Annotated in this window: 25 protein-coding genes; 1 reads left to right on the top strand and 24 read right to left on the bottom strand. The window is 52.9% G+C overall.

What is annotated here, in order from left to right; genetic code table 11:
- Positions 1–98: 98 nt before the first annotated feature.
- The 24 genes from rpsK to rplC all read right to left on the bottom strand — a co-directional run bounded on the left by rpsK (position 99) and on the right by rplC (position 12,229).
- Positions 99–494 carry a 30S ribosomal protein S11 gene (gene rpsK / locus QQ91_RS21150; RefSeq protein WP_166278232.1) on the bottom strand — a complete coding sequence of 132 codons (396 nt, stop codon included), beginning with the start codon at positions 492–494 and terminating at the stop codon, positions 99–101.
- Between the two features lie 47 nt (positions 495–541).
- Entirely contained in the window at positions 542–919 is a 378-nt protein-coding gene (rpsM, locus tag QQ91_RS21145; protein WP_166278229.1) for a 30S ribosomal protein S13, read from the bottom strand.
- A 51-nt stretch (positions 920–970) separates the two neighbouring features.
- Positions 971–1,084: a 50S ribosomal protein L36 gene (gene rpmJ / locus QQ91_RS21140; RefSeq protein ID WP_010480573.1), complete on the bottom strand. Its 114-nt coding sequence runs from the start codon at positions 1,082–1,084 to the stop codon at positions 971–973.
- A gap of 54 nt (positions 1,085–1,138) precedes the next feature.
- Positions 1,139–1,363 carry a translation initiation factor IF-1 gene (gene infA / locus QQ91_RS21135; RefSeq protein WP_166278226.1) on the bottom strand — a complete coding sequence of 75 codons (225 nt, stop codon included), beginning with the start codon at positions 1,361–1,363 and terminating at the stop codon, positions 1,139–1,141.
- Between the two features lie 3 nt (positions 1,364–1,366).
- Positions 1,367–1,939 (bottom strand): adenylate kinase, encoded by a 573-nt coding sequence (locus tag QQ91_RS21130; protein ID WP_166278223.1) that lies wholly within the window; start codon positions 1,937–1,939, stop codon positions 1,367–1,369.
- A 41-nt stretch (positions 1,940–1,980) separates the two neighbouring features.
- Positions 1,981–3,294, bottom strand: coding sequence for a preprotein translocase subunit SecY (gene secY, locus QQ91_RS21125; protein ID WP_166278220.1), 1,314 nt, complete (start codon positions 3,292–3,294; stop codon positions 1,981–1,983).
- 68 nt (positions 3,295–3,362) lie between these two features.
- Positions 3,363–3,806, bottom strand: a complete 444-nt coding sequence (rplO, locus tag QQ91_RS21120; RefSeq protein ID WP_166278217.1) for a 50S ribosomal protein L15 — start codon at positions 3,804–3,806, stop codon at positions 3,363–3,365.
- A gap of 11 nt (positions 3,807–3,817) precedes the next feature.
- Positions 3,818–4,339: a 30S ribosomal protein S5 gene (gene rpsE / locus QQ91_RS21115; protein WP_166278214.1), complete on the bottom strand. Its 522-nt coding sequence runs from the start codon at positions 4,337–4,339 to the stop codon at positions 3,818–3,820.
- A gap of 69 nt (positions 4,340–4,408) precedes the next feature.
- Positions 4,409–4,771, bottom strand: a complete 363-nt coding sequence (rplR, locus tag QQ91_RS21110; protein WP_166278211.1) for a 50S ribosomal protein L18 — start codon at positions 4,769–4,771, stop codon at positions 4,409–4,411.
- Positions 4,771–5,310, bottom strand: coding sequence for a 50S ribosomal protein L6 (gene rplF, locus QQ91_RS21105; protein WP_166278208.1), 540 nt, complete (start codon positions 5,308–5,310; stop codon positions 4,771–4,773). The genes rplR and rplF overlap by 1 nt, the downstream gene beginning before the upstream one ends.
- A 63-nt stretch (positions 5,311–5,373) precedes the next feature.
- Positions 5,374–5,775, bottom strand: coding sequence for a 30S ribosomal protein S8 (gene rpsH / locus QQ91_RS21100; protein ID WP_166278206.1), 402 nt, complete (start codon positions 5,773–5,775; stop codon positions 5,374–5,376).
- A gap of 32 nt (positions 5,776–5,807) precedes the next feature.
- A complete protein-coding gene (gene rplE / locus QQ91_RS21095) occupies positions 5,808–6,353 on the bottom strand; it encodes a 50S ribosomal protein L5 (RefSeq protein WP_166278203.1) in 546 nt (181 codons plus the stop codon).
- A 56-nt stretch (positions 6,354–6,409) separates the two neighbouring features.
- Positions 6,410–6,721: a 50S ribosomal protein L24 gene (gene rplX, locus QQ91_RS21090; RefSeq protein WP_201277240.1), complete on the bottom strand. Its 312-nt coding sequence runs from the start codon at positions 6,719–6,721 to the stop codon at positions 6,410–6,412.
- 42 nt (positions 6,722–6,763) lie between these two features.
- The gene (gene rplN / locus QQ91_RS21085) at positions 6,764–7,132 is read right to left on the bottom strand and encodes a 50S ribosomal protein L14 (RefSeq protein WP_166278198.1); all 369 of its coding nucleotides are present in this window, start codon (positions 7,130–7,132) and stop codon (positions 6,764–6,766) included.
- A gap of 12 nt (positions 7,133–7,144) precedes the next feature.
- Positions 7,145–7,396 carry a 30S ribosomal protein S17 gene (gene rpsQ, locus QQ91_RS21080; protein WP_166278195.1) on the bottom strand — a complete coding sequence of 84 codons (252 nt, stop codon included), beginning with the start codon at positions 7,394–7,396 and terminating at the stop codon, positions 7,145–7,147.
- A gap of 47 nt (positions 7,397–7,443) precedes the next feature.
- Positions 7,444–7,647 (bottom strand): 50S ribosomal protein L29, encoded by a 204-nt coding sequence (rpmC, locus tag QQ91_RS21075; RefSeq protein ID WP_166278192.1) that lies wholly within the window; start codon positions 7,645–7,647, stop codon positions 7,444–7,446.
- On the bottom strand, positions 7,648–8,070 hold the full coding sequence (gene rplP, locus QQ91_RS21070) for a 50S ribosomal protein L16 (RefSeq protein WP_166278189.1): 423 nt from the start codon (positions 8,068–8,070) through the stop codon (positions 7,648–7,650).
- Positions 8,071–8,141: 71 nt separating this feature from the next.
- Complete coding sequence (gene rpsC, locus QQ91_RS21065) at positions 8,142–8,876, bottom strand: 30S ribosomal protein S3 (RefSeq protein WP_166278186.1); 735 nt, start codon at positions 8,874–8,876, stop codon at positions 8,142–8,144.
- 64 nt (positions 8,877–8,940) lie between these two features.
- Positions 8,941–9,306 (bottom strand): 50S ribosomal protein L22, encoded by a 366-nt coding sequence (gene rplV, locus QQ91_RS21060; protein WP_166278183.1) that lies wholly within the window; start codon positions 9,304–9,306, stop codon positions 8,941–8,943.
- 72 nt (positions 9,307–9,378) lie between these two features.
- The gene (gene rpsS / locus QQ91_RS21055) at positions 9,379–9,657 is read right to left on the bottom strand and encodes a 30S ribosomal protein S19 (protein WP_166278180.1); all 279 of its coding nucleotides are present in this window, start codon (positions 9,655–9,657) and stop codon (positions 9,379–9,381) included.
- A gap of 47 nt (positions 9,658–9,704) precedes the next feature.
- Positions 9,705–10,568 (bottom strand): 50S ribosomal protein L2, encoded by an 864-nt coding sequence (rplB, locus tag QQ91_RS21050; RefSeq protein WP_166278177.1) that lies wholly within the window; start codon positions 10,566–10,568, stop codon positions 9,705–9,707.
- A 56-nt stretch (positions 10,569–10,624) separates the two neighbouring features.
- Entirely contained in the window at positions 10,625–10,927 is a 303-nt protein-coding gene (locus QQ91_RS21045; protein ID WP_166278174.1) for a 50S ribosomal protein L23, read from the bottom strand.
- A complete protein-coding gene (rplD, locus tag QQ91_RS21040) occupies positions 10,920–11,552 on the bottom strand; it encodes a 50S ribosomal protein L4 (protein WP_166278171.1) in 633 nt (210 codons plus the stop codon). Before rplD ends, QQ91_RS21045 begins: the two co-directional genes overlap by 8 nt.
- 38 nt (positions 11,553–11,590) lie before the next feature.
- A complete protein-coding gene (gene rplC, locus QQ91_RS21035; RefSeq protein ID WP_166278168.1) occupies positions 11,591–12,229 on the bottom strand; it encodes a 50S ribosomal protein L3 in 639 nt (212 codons plus the stop codon).
- 474 nt (positions 12,230–12,703) lie between these two features.
- Between rplC and QQ91_RS21030 the strand changes: the two genes are divergently transcribed.
- Positions 12,704–14,242 (top strand): site-2 protease family protein, encoded by a 1,539-nt coding sequence (locus QQ91_RS21030; protein WP_166278165.1) that lies wholly within the window; start codon positions 12,704–12,706, stop codon positions 14,240–14,242.
- The last annotated feature ends 57 nt before the right edge of the window (positions 14,243–14,299 follow it).

Here is a 14,299-nt window from a genome sequence, read left to right as displayed (position 1 = left end):
AGCCTCTATTACGTGGTGACCTTAAACATCACCAGAAATACAAACGAGCATGTCCTCGCCAATTTCTGAAGATGATGTTGTCCTAAGATGATGTTGTCCTAAACACGTCGGCGCTTGGGTGGACGGCACCCATTGTGAGGAATCGGGGTCACGTCGCGAATCAAGGTGATTTCTAAGCCAGCTCCCTGAAGTGCTCGAATCGCGGTCTCCCGTCCCGCTCCCGGACCACTGACCATCACCTCAATTTGACGCATGCCTTGGTCAATGGCGCGACGCGCAGCACTTTCAGACGCTGTTTGTGCCGCAAAGGGCGTTCCTTTTTTTGCGCCCTTAAAGCCACTAGAGCCAGCAGAAGCCCAAGAAATGACTTCTCCCTTAGTGTCGGAAATCGTCACGATGGTGTTGTTGAAGGTCGACTGAATGTGGGCTACGCCGCTGGGCACATTCCGCTTTTGCTTACGACCGCTAGACCGTTTCGATGATTGTTGAGCCATACCTGAATATCAAATAAATCGACTGTGATGAACGAGAAGGGAAAGGCCTACTTCTTCGGTGGCTTCTTCTTGCCAGCGACGGTGCGCTTTCCGCTGCGGCGCGTCCGAGAGTTGGTACGGGTTCGCTGACCGCGCACGGGCAAACCAAGACGATGACGTCGTCCTCGGTAACAACCAATATCCATCAACCGCTTGATGTTCATCGCTTCCCAGCGACGCAGGTCTCCCTCAACTTGATAGGTGTCTACCGCAGTCCGCAGGGACGCCACATCAGAATCGGACAGATCCTTAACTCGAATATCGGCATTAACGCCGGCTTTTTCTAAAATTTCCTGGGAACGGCTCAAACCAATTCCATAGATGTATGTCAATGCGATTTCTACTCGTTTGTCACGAGGTAAATCAACCCCGGCAATGCGCGCCACAACCTTATCTCCCTTTTCCTGAATGTATCGCCACTAAAACTTTGCTCGTTTCTATCCCTGCCGTTGCTTATGCTTGGGATTCGAACAGATGACCATCACTCGCCCACGACGGCGAATGACGCGACACTTGTCACACATTCTGCGAACTGAAGAACGAACCTTCATTTTTATTACTTAAGACTCCAAATGTAAGATTGTATCACAAATGACGACTTCGCATCATTTCTTTCTGAGACGGTAGGTGATTCTACCCTTCGTCAGGTCGTAGGGAGTGAGTTCCACTTTGACGCGATCGCCGGGCAGAATTTTGATGTAGTTTCGGCGAATCTTCCCGGAAATGTGGGCTAACACATTGAAACCATTGTCTAGATCTACTCGAAACATCGCGTTGGGGAGGGATTCAGTGACTGTCCCTTCCATCTCAATTGCATCTTCCTTAGCCAATCGTTAGGTCTCCTTTACTTGTGGTTGTAGACTTTGAGCAACAATTCGGTCCGTTACGGCACTGACCTCCCCTAGGCCATCCACTTCCCTAAGGCAGCGGCGCTTAGCGTAATAGTCGATGAGGGGGGCTGTTTGCTCTTGGTACACCTGCAGGCGACGCCGAATTACCTCTTCGGTGTCGTCCTTGCGGCCCCGGCCTAACATGCGAGTCACCAAGGCATCTTCTGGAACGATTAGGCTCACCACAGAGTCAAACCCTTGGTTCAACTCCGCCAACAGTCGATCCAGGGCGTCGGCCTGGGCAAGGGTGCGGGGAAATCCATCAAGCAACCATCCTGCCTGGGTATCAGGCTCAGCCAGACGCTCTCGGATCATGCCGATGACCACTTCATCGGGTACCAGTTCTCCTCGATCCATATAGGATTGAGCCTGAATTCCAAGGGGAGATTGGTTGGCAATGGCGGCCCGAAAAATATCGCCTGTGGAAATATGGGGAATTGCCAGCAATTGCGACAAGGAGGTCGCCTGCGTTCCTTTGCCTGCCCCTGGGGGCCCAAATAAAATTAGACGCGCCATGCCGTCCTCCTTCTCCTGGTGATGACTCTCCCGATCAATCTTCAGTCCTGTTTGACCATGCCTTCGTAGCGCTGCGAAATCACATAGGTTTGAATCTGCTTGGCCGTATCAATGGCCACCCCCACCAAAATGAGTAACGAAGTCGCTCCTAAGCCTTGAAAAGTGGTGACTCGCGTGGCATTCTCTACGACCGTGGGAACAATAGCCACAGCCCCTAGAAAAACCGCTCCCAGCAGCGTCAGTCGATTCAGAACCCGCTCAATATACTGAGAGGTGGCTTTCCCCGGACGGATTCCAGGAATACTGGCGCCCATTTTCTTCAGGTTTTGCGATAGATCCACCGGATTGATGATTAAGGACGCATAGAAATAGCTGAAGAAGACAATCATCGATAGATAAAAAGCTGCATATACCCAGGGTGTTGGCCCATTGGGAGACAGGTAGTTGGTAATCCTTTGAACCGTGGGATTTTGAAAGTTTGCGCCAATGGTCAAGGGCAAGATCAGCACGGAGGAGGCAAAGATAATGGGCATCACACCGCCCTGATTGAGACGCAGCGGCAGATAACTCGTTTGCTCCCGATACATGCGTCTGCCCACCTGACGCTTGGCATAGACAATGGGAATGCGCCGGGTGCCCTCTTGCACAAACACAATGCCCACAATCATCACCAGGAAAACGGCCAGGAGGATGATCACGCTGCCAATACTCCCACCGCCCTGGGCAAAATCAATGGTTTGAGTGATGGAACGCGGTAAAACTGAAACAATCCCCAGAAAAATCAGCAGGGATGCCCCATTTCCAACGCCCCGTTCCGTAATGATTTCCCCAACCCACGTGACAAACATGGCGCCCGCAGTTAGGGCTACCACCATCTGCACGATAAAAAATGGGCCGGGGTTATCAGCCACACCCGGTGCCGAATTCACAAATAGAGCAAAGCCTGTACTTTGGAGAATAGCCCAGCCTAAGGCAACATAGCGGGTGATTTGGGCAATTTTGCGTCGTCCGGCCTCTCCTTCATCTTTCTGCAGCCGCTCTAGGGAGGGCAACGCCGCCGTTAGCAGCTGCATAATAATTGAGGCGTTGATAAAGGGCAAAATTCCCAGGGCAAAGATGCCAAGGGCTGAAAAGCCACGCCCAGACAGGAAGTCAAGAAAACCAAAGACCTGGTTATCTGCAATAACCGTGGCGAACGCTTCCCGATTAATCCCAGGTACAGGTAGATAGATGCCGAACCGCACCAGGATTAAAAGGCCAATGGTGATAAAAATTCGGCCTCGCAATCCTGCCGCTTGCGCCATTTGCGCAAATGTTTCCTGCGCGCTCGGCGCTTTTCCTCGACTTACAACCATCGTGTTCAAGCCCTACTCAACGTGAAATGATGACGCGGGAGACAGGTTGAAACCCTAGAGCGCAAACCCTAAAGCACTTCAAAACTGCCACCCGCTGCTTCGATCTTGGCGATCGCAGACTTCGAGGCTGCAGCCGCCTTAACGGTCAGGGCTACTGTTAATTCACCATTACCCAAAATTTTGAGCGGACCATCATTGGCGGTGACAATTCCGGCCTCCATTAAGGAGTCCAGCGTAACCTCTGTATTTTTAGGCAAACTGTTCAGCTTTTCTACATTTACCACTGTAAACGCTTTAGGATTGACCAGGGGAAAATGCTTCAGTTTAGGCAACCGACGGTAGAGAGGATTTTGCCCCCCCTCGAAGCCAGGACGGGTAGGGCGCCCCGATCGAGACTTTTGGCCTCTCATCCCAAACCCACAACTGGCCCCTTGGCCCGCGGCAATGCCTCGACCCACGCGACGGCGGCGATGCTTAGATCCTTTTTGGGGAATTGCGTCTTCTAATCTCACCTTGTCAACCTCTAACCGTATAGTTTTTCAATCGCAATCCCACGCTCCTCTGCAACCTCGGCAAAGGTGCGCAGGGAGTCAAGGGCATCGATGGCAGCCCTTGCGTTATTCAAGGGATTGTCGGACCCGAGCTGTTTGGCTAAGGCATTGCGGACGCCCGCCAGTTCTAAAACCGTGCGCACAGCGCCCCCCGCAATGACGCCTGTACCGGGCGCAGCCGGACGCAGCATCACCTTGGCGGCCCCCCCAAATCCTGTGGAGGGATGGGGAATGGAATTTGCCTTTGTCAAGGGAACATCCACCAGCTGCTTCTTCCCATCTGCCACCCCCTTGCGAACGGCTCCGATGACGTCACTGGCTTTGCCCACGCCCACACCCACTTGGCCACGTTCGTTCCCCACTACGACGATGGCCCGGAAGCTAAGCTTTTTACCTCCCTTAACCACCTTGGAAACGCGGCGAATCTGAACGACTCGTTCCTGCCAATTCGTATCTTTTTCCCGACTACGGTTACTTTTACGACGATTTGCCATATCGCTGATTACCTAAATTTATATGCTGATGGAGTGAGCACAGGCCCAGGAACCCGGCATTCTAGGGGGTTAAAACTCTAAGCCAGCTTCCCTTGCGGCATCTGCAAGCGCCTTGACACGGCCATGGTACAAGTTGCCGCCGCGATCAAAAACCACCTGCTGAATTCCTTGCTGAGTTGCTCGCTGGGCGACTCGCTTCCCTACCCAAGCCGATGCTTCACAGGTATTCCCGCCCGCCATCTCTTGCTTGAGATCAGAATCGAGGGTGGATGCGGCAGCAAGGGTATGCTGCTTGTCGTCATCAATCACCTGAGCGTAGATATGCTGGTTCGATCGAAACACACACAGTCTCGGCCGATCAGCAGTTCCATGGATTTTTTGACGAATTCGACGGTGCCGCCGATTTGTCAAGGTTTTACGTGACGCTTTCATTATTTCTTACCTGCCTTACCCACTTTACGTCGGACAAATTCACCAGCGTAGCGAATCCCCTTTCCCTTATAGGGTTCAGGCGGTCGCACTGCACGAATCTTTGCGGCAATATTGCCTACAATTTCCTTGTCGATGCCGCTGACAATGACATTGGTATTATTTTCAACGGCCACTTGAATTCCAGTGGGCGGCTCAATCACCACGGGGTTGCTGTACCCGACGTTTAAGGTCAAATTTTTCCCTTGAACGGCGGCACGGTATCCCACCCCTTGGATTTCAAGACGTTTTTCAAAACCTTGGGATACGCCTTCGACCATGTTGGCAACTAAGGTTCGTGATAGGCCATGCTGCTGGCGGGCAACCCTGGATTCGTTCACCCGGTTGACCACTAGCTGATCACTTTCCTGCTCCACGGACACTTGAGGCGTGAGGGTCCGAGACAGCTCTCCCTTTGGCCCTTTAACGGTAACCGTTGATCCATGAATGGAAACTGTGACCTTATCGGGAATAGGAATCGGGCGTTTACCGATACGAGACATGAATTTACTCCAGAACAAACCGACATTATGGCTGGAGGCAACCTCCAAAGCCTTCTACTAGACCTACCAGACGTAGCACAGCACTTCACCACCCACACCCGTGCGACGGGCTTCGCGGTCCGTCATGATGCCACTGGATGTGGAAATAATGGCAATTCCAATACCCCCGAGTACCCTGGGCAGTTCGCGTCGATTGGCGTAGACCCGTAGTCCTGGTCGGCTGACTCGCTTTAGGGTATTGATGATGGGCTGGCGATTTTTTCCGCGATATTTCAGGGTCAGCACTAGCTTTCGCTTAATGCCCTCTCCAGCTTCTTCAAAGTTAGCAATAAAGCCTTCTTCCTTCAGAACGAGCGCAATGCTGCGCGTCATCTTGGTAGAAGAAACCTCTACTGTTTGATGCCGCATCATATTCGCATTGCGAATTCGTGTCAGCATATCTCCAATCGTGTCGTTAACCGCCATAGTTACTCCTTATGAACCGCCCCTCAGATAAACTAATTCTCCCGAAAGGGCATTCCCAATACTTTTAATAAGGCTCTGCCTTCTTCATCTGTGTTGGCAGATGTGGTGATGGATACGTCCATGCCACGAATTTGGTCAATACTGTCGTACTCCACCTCTGGAAAGATGAGCTGCTCACGCAGTCCTAAGGTGTAATTGCCCCGACCATCAAAGCTCTTCGGACTGACGCCCCGGAAATCACGAATACGGGGCAAGGTCAGGTTGATTAGCTTATCGAGGAAGGAATACATCCGGTCCTGTCGCAGGGTGACCATGACCCCAATGGGCATACCCTGGCGGATTTTAAAGCCAGCGATCGCCTTTTTGGCGCGGGTGACCACCGGGCGTTGGCCGGAGATCAGGGCAATCTCGCTGAGAGACGCTTCCAAGGCCTTAGCATTGGAGGCTGCTTCTCCTAATCCCCGGTTAATGGTGACCTTGAGAACCTTGGGAACCTGGTGAATGTTTTGATACTTAAACTGTTCCTGTAACTTAGGAACCGCTGTATCAAAGTAAAATTGTTTGAGTCTGACAGACATAGTGGGCTTACTCCTTTTGATGTTCTCTGGTCTGGGTCAGAGAACCGATGAAGATATTAGTCAATGATTTCACCTGTTTTCTTGAGCTTACGAACCTTGCGTCCGGACTCATCAAAGGTGTAGCAAATGCGGCTGGCTACGTTTTCCTTGGTGGAATAGAGCATCACATTTGACGAGTGAATTGGGTACTCACGCACTGTGATTTGTCCAGATTCACCTTCTTTCTGAGGCTTGAGGTGCTTAGTCTTTTGATTGACGCCCTCTACAATGACGGTGCTGTTCTTGGGAAAAACCTGAAGAATCTGACCGACCTTTGCCTTATCCTTGCCTGAGATCACCTGAACGGTATCTCCCTTTTTAACGTGCATGCGATGCCGCACTTGTTTTGTCTGCTGACGCTTAACCATTGTCTAGAGAACCTCCGGAGCCAAGGACACAATCTTGGTGAAATTCCGGTCGCGTAGCTCACGGGCCACAGGACCAAATACGCGGGTACCGCGGGGATTGCCATCGGCATTAATGAGCACGGCTGCATTGTCGTCAAAGGAGATGGTCATGCCACTTTCACGACGAATGGCTTTTTTCGTGCGCACAATGACTGCGCGAACGACATCGGACTTTTTAACGGGCATATTGGGAATAGCATCCTTAACCGTTGCAATCACAATGTCTCCCACGCCGCCGTAGGTTCGATTACCACCGCCAATGACGCGAATGCAGAGTAACTTCTTCGCACCGCTGTTGTCGGCAACGGTGAGGTAACTTTCCTGTTGAATCATGTGGCGCCACTCCTATGCTTGATTCGCCTTGGACAGAATGTCGGCAACTTCCCAGCGCTTGGTGCGGCTAAGAGGTCGGGTCTCGCGAATGCGAACGCGATCGCCTGTGTGACAAGTGTTTTCCGGGTCGTGGGCTTTAAATCGACGGGTTTTGACAACGATTTTGCCGTATTTGGGGTGAGGTGCACGGTTTTCCACCGCAACCACCACCGTTTTATCCATTTTATCGCTGACAACAGTGCCAACTCGCTCTTTAACTGCCATTAGGGAATAGTTCTCCTACGAATGCTCTCTCATGGGGATATTTTTAACTAGCTTTGCCTTGAACGCTCATGCTGGAGCGTCATGAGCTGGGCAATTTTATGTCGCCGGTGCTTGAACTCGTGAGGATTAACAGTTTGGCGGGTGGCCTGTTGAAATCGCAGATCGAATAGCTCGCGCTTGAGCTGCTGAATCTCGGTTTCAATCTCTTCTGTGGAGAGCTCTCGCAGATCAGACATTTTGGACAGTGCCATCTAGGAGTCCTCCTGTTTGTCAGCAATGATGAACTTGGTTTTAATCGGCATTTTGAATGATGCCAGACGCATCGCTTCTCGGGCAGTGGCTTCGGGAACCCCAGCAATCTCATACATAACCCGACCCGGCTTCACCACCGCAACCCAATATTCCGGGGCTCCTTTACCTGATCCCATGCGAGTTTCCGCAGGTCGCATGGTGACTGGTTTATCTGGAAAAATCCGAATCCAGATTTTTCCGCCGCGACGAATGTAGCGAGTCATGGCCCGCCGTCCGGCTTCAATCTGGCGCGAGGTAATCCAGGAGGGCTCAAGGGCTTGCAGGCCAAAATCACCAAAGCTAATCGTGTTGCCGCGGGTGGCTTTTCCCCGCATTCGCCCCCGCTGCTGTTTTCGGAATTTTGTTCTTCTTGGACTTAACATGATGGACGCTCGTAGCGAATCAATAAACTAACAGGGTTGAGAACTCTCACAAACAAGGAATCACAATAGATTTAGGACTCTTTGGACTCGGATCGATCTTCAAACTGCTGGCGGCGACGCTGCTGACGACGGCGACTTGGCGCCTCTCGGGGAGGTTGTTGAAGATCGGCACCGGGCAACACTTCACCTTTGAATACCCAAACCTTGATGCCTAAAATTCCATAGATGGTGCTAGCGGTTTTATAGGAATAGTCGATATCCGCCCGCAGGGTATGGAGAGGAACGCGCCCTTCTCGGGTCCATTCTGTACGGGCAATTTCAGCCCCGTTCAGACGGCCGGCCACCTGGATTTTAATTCCTTCAACCCCGGCGCGCTGAGCTCGTTGGATGGCTTGCCGCACGACGCGGCGGAAGGAAACTCGACGCTCGAGTTGCTGAACGATATAGTCCGCAATTAGGCTGGCCTCTGCATCCACACGCGCCACTTCCACTACGTTGATTCGGATGGGGCGATCGCTGCCAATCTCCTTCTGAAGCCCCTGACGCAGGGCATCAATACCGCTACCGCCACGACCCACAACAACGCCTGGACGAGCGGTGCGCACTTCTAAATCAACCTGATCCGCCTTCCGCTCAATCCGGACGCCCGCAATCCCAGCATTATTTAAGTTTTTATACACATAGTTGCGGATTTTCTGATCCTCTTGCAGCAGTTCGGGATACCGATCAAAGTCAGCAAACCAGCAAGAGCGATGAGGCTGGGTAATACCCAGACGAAATCCGGTTGGATGAATCTTTTGTCCCACGACAATGAATCCTTTTACTGAAAAGCAGTTAAAAACAGCAATCGAAATGGTTTACATCAAGCCACTATTCCGCATTCACCGGACTCACGGCAATCGTGATGTGGCAAGTTGGCTTGTGAATCTGATAGGCTCGACCCTGTGCCCTTGGACGATACCGCTTGAGGGAGGGTCCCTGGTCGGCATAGGCTTCCTTAATGATCAAGGAGGCACGCTCAAACCCGTCATTGTGCTCGGCGTTAGCGGCGGCAGACCGCAAGAGCTTGAGAACGGGTTCGCAGGCTCGATAGGGCATAAATTCAAGAATAATGAGGGCCTCGCGGTAGCTCCGACCTCGGATTTGGTCAAGAACTCGACGGACCTTGCGCGGAGACATGCGTACATACCGCGCAGTGGCATAGGCCCCTGTAATTGCTTTTAACTGACTGTTCATTACCTTACTTAAGATTCACTCACGAGGGAGATTGGACTTGAGAGATGCCCAGTCTAGGGCGCGAACCACTCACTACATGCGGGCTTTCTTGTCACCTTTGACATGGGTGCGGAAAGTTCGCGTGGGCGCAAACTCTCCCAGCTTATGCCCCACCATCTGCTCTGTAATGTAGACCGGAACGTGCTGCCGCCCGTTATGAACAGCAATGGTGTGGCCAATCATCTGGGGCAAAATGGTCGACGCTCGTGACCAAGTTTTAATTACCTGCTTTTCCCCCTTGGTATTCAGGGCCTCAATCTTACTCATGAGGTGATCCGCAACAAAAGGACCTTTTTTTAGAGAGCGAGCCATAATTTTGGGTGATATCCAGACAACGATAGGTTTGCAGTGGGAACAGACTAGCTATCTCGACCTCCGCGGCCCCGCTTGGAGGACCGACGGCGGCGGCGCACAATCAACGCATTACTTTGCTTCTTCTTCTTCCGAGTCTTGTATCCGAGGGCTGGCTTACCCCAAGGCGTCACAGGTCCGCTGCGACCAATGGGAGCTCGGCCTTCCCCCCCACCGTGGGGGTGATCCACCGGGTTCATCACCGAGCCTCGAACCTTAGGACGACGACCTTTCCAGCGATTACGTCCGGCCTTGCCCACGGACAGGTTGCTTGCCTCCACGTTGCCCACCTGACCAATGGTGGCGTAGCACTCTTTACGGAACATTCGCATCTCACCGGAGGGCAGTTTGAGCGTGACCAGATCTCCTTCCTTGGCAACCACCTGAGCCAACGCGCCAGCTGCCCGGACAATCTGACCCCCGCGACCGGCAACCAGCTCAACGTTGTGTACCTCTGTACCCAGAGGAATGTTGGCTAGGGGAAGTGCATTGCCAATTTCAATGGGAGACTCAGGACCCGCCTGAATAGTGGCCCCAATTTCCAGGTTTCGGGGATGCAGAATGTAGCGCTTCTCTCCATCTAGATAGTGAATCAGCGCGATGCGAGCGTTGCGGTTGGGATCGTACTCAACCGTGGCGACCTTGCCCGGTACGTTGAGCTTGCTGCGATAGAAATCAACGATGCGGTAGCGACGCTTGTGGCCGCCCCCGCGACGACGGCTGGTGATGACGCCCCGATTGTTGCGACCTTTGTGGCGGTGACGACCCTTAACCAGACTTTTTTCTGGCCGATCCACCGTCACTTCGGCAAAGTCAGAGGTGGTCTTCTGGCGAGACCCCGGTGTGTAGGGTCGATAGTATCGAATACCCATAATGATTTACTCAGGACAACTTGCAATGGAAAAATTCAGAGGGAAACCCAGTGGGTCTAGACTTCCGGAAAAAGATTAATCAGATCCCCTTCGGCCAGGGTGACGACAGCTCGCTTGTAGAGAGAGCGATTTCCCATGAAGCGGCCAAATCGGCGCTTTTTTCGAGGTGGGTTTTGGGTACTAATTCCGGTCACCTTGACACCAAACAGCTCTTCGATGGCGGCTTTGATTTGTGGTTTGGTGGCCTTGGAATTGACTTCGAAGGTATATTGGTTATTTTCCAGAAGCATCGTGGCTTTTTCAGTCACGATGGGGCGCCGAATTAAATCGGCTAGGGATGTGGGGTTGATTCTAGCCACCGTAGACCTCCTGAATTTTTGCGATCGCAGATTGGGTTACCACAATAGAATCCGCCGCTAGCAAATCATAGATATTTAACTGATCAGCCAAGAGCAGCTTGACGTTTTCAATATTGCGAACCGACAGGTAGAGGGTTTCATGTTTCTCGGACACAATGAGTAGGGTTTTAGCCTCAGGCGCAACGCCCCAGCGCCCCAACGCTGCAATAATTTCCTTCGTCTTAGGCCGAGAAAGCTGAGCGCTGAAGTCTTCCACCACAATCAAACTCTCTGCCCGGCTGCTCAGGGCCGTGGTCAAGGCCAGCCGCCGCTCCTTGCGATTCATTTGCACAGAGTAATCGCGGGGTTTCGGTCCGAAAATAACGCCGCCGCCACGCCAGAGGGGAGAACGAATGGACCCGGCCCTAGCCCGTCCGGTGCCCTTTTGACGCCAAGGCTTGCGCCCGCCGCCGCGCACTTCGGATCGAGTCTTACTGGAGGCGGTTCCCTGGCGCTGATTGGCCATTTGCCGAGTCAGGGCTCGATGCACCAGCCCCGCTGCCGTCTCCTCCGACGCCACTTTTACCTCAAACTCCGCTTGACCAGCTTCTTTTCCTTGCCAGTCCCGGACTGTACAACTAACCATGATGCTTTAACTCCAACAGATCAATCCACTTAAATCGCTTAAGACTTGCCCACGATGGTGGCGGGGCAAATGTTGAGGAGCGCCCCTGCTTTCCCCGGAACCGCCCCTTTGATCAGCAGTAGATTGCGATCTGCATCAACGGAAACCACCGTGAGCTTGCGAATCGTCACCTTGCTGTTTCCGTACTGACCTGCCATTCGCTTCCCAGGATAAATTCGACCTGGGGTTGTGCCAGCTCCTGTCGAACCTGGCAGGCGATGGTTTTTGGAACCGTGAGACATCGGACCCCGGCGGAATCCATGGCGCTTCTGGTAGCCAGCAAATCCACGCCCAATGCTGGTCCCTGTTACATCCACCAGTTGACCGGCATCGAAACGATCCACCTTAATTTCCTGACCCAGTTCAAACTCGCCGGCATCGGACACGCGATATTCGCGTAGATGACGCTTTGCCCCGGTTTCTGTTTTCCGCAGATGCCCCAGCTCTGGTCGGGTCAGGGCCTTCTCTGCAACATCGCCGTAGGCAATTTGAATGGCACTGTAGCCGTCCGTCTGTGCAGACTTAATCTGAGTCACTGGACAGGGTCCAGCCTGTACAACAGTTACGGGAATCGATCGACCTTCGTCGTCGAAGATTTGGGTCATCCCCAACTTGGTTCCAAGTATGCCAACTGACACGGTAAAGGGTCTCCCTCTCAACACAAAACACAGGGATTCGCAAAGCCATGGCGCCAGGATATTGAACCTACCTGCTACACAAGAAACTTCCAGAACAACAAAGGGGTGATGTTTTGAAAGGCCTTGCTAGGACAGGCTCAAACCACCAACATAGCGTTGGTTCATGCAGCGCAGCGCTTCACAGCGATGTGAGGCACGAGGTCATAACATTGCTTGCTGGATTGAAGTCTGCTCTAAAGCTTCGGAACAGCGATCCAACGGTTGCCAGGACTTGAATCAAGGTTGAATCAGTATCCTTTTTGGCAGCGATCTACAATCATAGGGGAGGCCCGGATAAATGTCCATAGTCGCGGCAAAATTAATTCGAGGAAGGACAAGACAAGGATCCGGGAATTCGATAGGCTAGTGGCTAATCTCTGGTGCAACCTTCCTTCCTTCGCACCAGCCCCGTTCACCCGCAGCCGGACACCCTCCATGATGACGTTTATCCTCTGTCTCCTTGCCATTGCTACCCTGGGTTGGGGGTTTTATCGGGCCCGGCCCATGGGCAAGCTAGGATTGGTGGCTTGGCTGCAATCTGTGGTCTTGATGAGCCCCTGGTTAATTCTTTTTATCCTAATTGGAATTGGCCTGTCTCCGAACTGGGCCGTTATTCTGGCCCTGATCGTGATTTCAATTGGGATTTACATCGCCCTCGGTCGCTGGCTGAGGGCGATCGCAACCCAAGAGGGTTTGATCGATCGACAATCTTCGGGATCGTCTGGGGGGAAACCGTCCCTGTCTGCCGCCCCTGGAACGCCCCAAACCGCCTCAGCGTTGAACTCAGAATCTGCGCCCCAGGACCAGCCCCCTGAGAGCGCAGACTCCGCCCAACCGTTCATTCCGGTCCCCAATGAAGATCTGCAGCGCATGAAGGGGATTTTTGGGATTGATTCTTTTTTCGCCACGGAAACTATCCCCTACCAGGATGGCGTGATCTTCAAGGGGAATCTACGGGGTGAAGTGGAGACCACCTACGCCCGTCTCAACGAGGCGCTAGAGGAGGCCCTCGGCGATCGCTATCGTCTGTTTCTGGTGACAGACCAAGAGGATCGTCCCGTGGTCATTGTGCTCCCCAGTCGCAACGATCCAAAGCCAATGTCGCTGTTTCAACAGGGATTTGCGCTCCTTTTAGCGATCGCCACCACCGTATCCTGCCTGGCTTCTGCCGCCTTTCTGTTGGGGTTTGACCTGTTCTCTAGTCCAGAGCGGATCAAGGAAGCGTTGCCCATTGGCCTGGGGCTAGTGGGGCTACTCTTAATTCATGAGATAGGGCATCAGGTCCTCGCTCGTCGGCATGGTGTGAGATTTAGCCTTCCGTTCTTTTTTCCCACCCTCCAAATTGGCTCCTTTGGGGCGCTGAATCGATTTGAGTCGCTGATCCCTAATCGTCCAGTGCTGTTTGACGTTGCCTTTGCGGGACCGGCTATGTCAGGCCTGGTTTCGCTGCTGTTGGTCATTCTGGGACTATTTTTGTCGAGCCCCAATCCTGCCATTCCCGAAGGCAGCGTGCTGCTGTCATTCCCTACCCCTCTGTTTCAGGGATCAATCTTGGTGGGCTCGCTCGCTCGGGTCATCTTAGGCAACGGAATTCAAGCTGACTTAGTCGCGGTTCATCCGTTGTTTGTTGTGGGCTGGCTGGGGCTGGTCATTAATGCGATTAACCTCATGCCGGCTGGTCAGCTGGATGGCGGACGGGTGATCCAAGCCATTTATGGCCGTCGGGTTGCAGGACGCACCACCTTGTTTACGTTGATTTTTCTGGCTCTCGCGGCCCTGGTGAACCCCCTGGCGCTTTACTGGGCAATTATCATTTTGTTCCTGCAGCGGGAACTAGAGCGGCCCACTCAAAATGATCTCCTGGAGGTGGACGACACCCGTGCCGCCCTGGGATTGCTGGCACTGTTTCTGACGGTCTCGGTCCTGATTCCCTTAACCCCGAGTTTGGCTGGGCAGCTCGGGATTGGCCGATAGCGCTGGCCATTAGGAAACAGCGGGATTCAGCTTAATAATGGCCTACAATAAAGTCAT

This window comes from Lyngbya confervoides BDU141951, from assembly GCF_000817775.3.
Lineage (GTDB): Bacteria > Cyanobacteriota > Cyanobacteriia > Thermosynechococcales > Thermosynechococcaceae > Lyngbya > Lyngbya confervoides.
Note: the sequence above shows the minus strand (reverse complement) of the source record. Positions and strands in the feature narration are given on the sequence as shown.